The 3,333-nt window shown below is 40.7% G+C and carries 1 protein-coding gene and 1 pseudogene; both read left to right on the plus strand.

Features of this window, described 5'->3' with window-relative positions; translation table 11 throughout:
- Positions 1-713, plus strand: a pseudogene (locus AWW72_RS19525) (type VI secretion system Vgr family protein); the annotation flags it as partial.
- Between the two features lie 69 nt (positions 714-782).
- On the plus strand, positions 783-3,333 hold a 2,551-nt coding region (locus AWW72_RS17825; RefSeq protein WP_171254745.1), incomplete at its 3' end, for a DUF6531 domain-containing protein.

Here is a 3,333-nt window from a genome sequence, read left to right on the forward strand (position 1 = left end):
AGGCGGGGCAGCATTTGTTGGCCTCTGGCGCAAGTGCAAGCAGCAATGCACCACAGTTACCTCAAGCTAAATCATTGAAAGGCGCATTACAGCTATTAAGAAGCTATGGCGGTAATAATTTCTTTAAACAGAACAGCTATAAAGTCATTGATTCATTAGGTAAGCAAATTACTGGCAAGCTCGATGGAAATGGTTTTGCTCAAGTTACAGGCATCGCGCCTGGTGCTGCTAAAGTTATTTTTGAGAAAGATGAAACCAGTGCATGGGCACAAGGTAGTGACTTTAAACGTGATTATAAGTGGGCTGAACCTGTGGAGAAAGTTGCAGCTTCATTAAGCAGTGCCTTGGGACAGAATTTGAAGCAGCAGTTGACCAGTGGTTTACTTTCAATGGATAAAAATAGTCTTAAAAATATTGGAAAAAATACTTTGAACGGCTTGGTTGATCAGACAGTTGGGCAAATTAAGGACCAAGTCAGCAATACTGCTTTAAGTGCTGTTTCAAAACAGTTAAATCTCAATATTTCGCCAGATCAAATGAAAAGTCTTGCGCAAATTGCCAAAAATCCGAGTCAGTCTGTTGATATGCTCAAGGCGCAGGGCATGGATTTTGTAAAAGATCAGGCTTCTAGCAAATTAATGCAAGCAACCAAAGTGGACGCCATACTTCAGCAAGGCATCGTTGACCGTTTTCATGGCAAGAACAATGGTTAGGATCAAATTTAATTAACGCGTAACGATTTAAAAAATAGACGTATTGAAATGAATTAAGGTTTAAGTTTAATGGCTACAGAAAATACACAACAGACAACAGATAAAAAAGCGTCGAAGGTTGAACTTGCTGTTTTTAATTTGGACAGCGTAAACACTGTGACTGACTTGCAGATGATTGCCCATCAGATCCAGCTTTATTTGCAGGTATGTGGTAATACCAGTTTAGAGCAGCTACAGGGTAATGCCAATGTTCCGACGGTAGCCAATATTTTTGCCTTAACAGGCAGTGTACTCGATCTAGTTCTTTACGCTACAGAGAGTAAAACCGAGGATGCAGGTGTACAACAGGGTGCTTTGCTAGCTGCAAATTTAATTGGATTATTTGCAGAGCCAAGTAGTGAAGCACATGCACGAATGGCTTTACGTCCGATGTTCGGTTTAATGTCTCAATGCTTATATCCTGAAAATGGAAAGATCCAAGAAGCCGATATTAAGCGCTTGGGTTTACATCTGAATGCAATGGTGGCAGGCGATTTAGAAAAATTCTTACAAGAAACACAAGCCAAATTAACGACTTTACTCTCACAGGCGACAACTTTAGGAAGCAGCATTTTAAAGAGCCTGTCCGTGCCTGCTACAGCGGTAAGTACGAGTATGACTGCCACATCTGTAGGTGCAACAGCAGAGAAAAGAGATCCAAAACTTAAATTCAGTAATTGGGCTGTGCCACTCATTGATTTAATGGGCAAACCAAGTCAGGCCGATTTAACGCCGAAGATTCAACCAACGATTAAAACGCGCTTACAACAAGAAGCAGCGCAAGCCATGATGACCTTAAGTGAGACTTTACAACAACAGGCAAATGCAGGGCAGAAATATAGTCTGGCTTGGTTATTACAAGAGACGTTGAAGGCAATTAAAGCGCTACAAAATAAAGGTAATGCTAGTGTGCCGATTAACCAGACGGGAGAATATGAGCGTCATACCAAAGGGGATACCTTAGAGTTTGTGAGCTTACAGGCCAATGCATTAAATGCACCCCCTTGTGAAGGTAAAGGCACAGAAACGGGTCAAAGTATTAGTTATTCGATTGGTGCAGAGCGGGTTCAGCACGCCGATTTCTATTTACCGAAAGTGGGTTTTGTATTTAGTCGCCAATATAACTCACAAATGGATGAGTTTGATCAGGGGATGATGGGGACGCGCTGGATGATGCCATTTTCCAATGTGATCCTGCCAAAAGAACAAGGCTATATCTTTATTGATGCCAAAGGTCGTAAACATGCATTACCATCTACGATTTTGCAGCAAGCTTATACTGTGCCTTATGAAGGAATGACAGTTTACCCAATTGAAAATGGTGATTTTCTATTAAATTTTGGTGGTGACTGGAACTTTCATTTCCACCAATTTAGTCTTGGTCAGCCTTATCATTTAGTTCAACAATTTAATGAAAATAGCAATGAAAAAATTAGCCTAAGCTATCTTTTGTCTGATGGTATTGCATATTTACAAGCAATTGATTTTCAGTTTGAACAGGCACAGCATCAACTAAAATTTGCTTTTAATGAGCAAGTTAAGATTATAGCCGTATTTGTGGATGAGCAGATTGAGCCGTGGGCACGCTATGATTATGATGCTCAAGGTAATTTGATTACAGCTTTTGATCAAAATGGGCATGCACGTCAATACGAATATAATCAGGCGCACCAATTAACGCGTTATACCGATCGTACAGGTCGTGGACAAAATATTCGTTATGAATCGACGTTGCCAAATGCAAAAGCCATTGAAGAATGGGCAGATGATGGCAGCTTTCATACTAAACTAAAATGGCATCCGCGTTTACGCCAAGTTGCAGTTTACGATGCTTATGATGTGCCAACCTACTATTATTTCGATCTGGATGGCTTTACTTATCGTACCCGCTTAGCCGATGGCCGAGAGTCTTGGTATTCTCGTGACGGTGAAAAACGCATCACCCGACAAATTGATTTTGAAGGTCGAGAAACTCAACAAGAATATAATGATCAGGGCCAACTGGCGAAAATTGTACAGCCTAATGGTGGTGTGATTCGCTTTGCTTATGATGAACAAGGAAATTTAACCGAAACCAAAGATCCAGAAGGCAATATCTGGAAACGTGAATATGATGCACAGGGCAACGTCAGCAAAGAGATTAATCCTTTAGGTCATGTTACCCAATATAAATACAACACCAGTAATCAAGTTGTAGAAGTGATTGATGCTAAAGGTGGTATCAAAAAAATCCAATACAATGATCATGGACAAATGCTGTCTTATACTGATTGTTCAGGCAAAAGCAGTACATGGGAATATGATAAAGAAGGTGACCTAAGTGCTCAGCAAGCAGCGAATGAGCAGAAAGTTCAATATCTGTATAGCATGCACGGCAAAGATAAAGGCCAGCTTCAAGCAATTGTTTACCCAGATGGATTAAAAGAGCTGTTTGAGCATGATGAAGAAGGTCGCTTGCTTAAACACACGGATACCAATGGCCTAGTTACTCAATATCAATACAATAATGTCGGTTTGCTCGAGCATCGGATTGATGCCAATCAGCACCGTGTTGGTTATACATGGGATAAACAAGGTCGTA

Origin of the sequence: Acinetobacter sp. NRRL B-65365 (assembly GCF_001605865.1) — a bacterium.
In the GTDB taxonomy this organism is placed as follows: Bacteria; Pseudomonadota; Gammaproteobacteria; order Pseudomonadales; family Moraxellaceae; genus Acinetobacter; species Acinetobacter vivianii.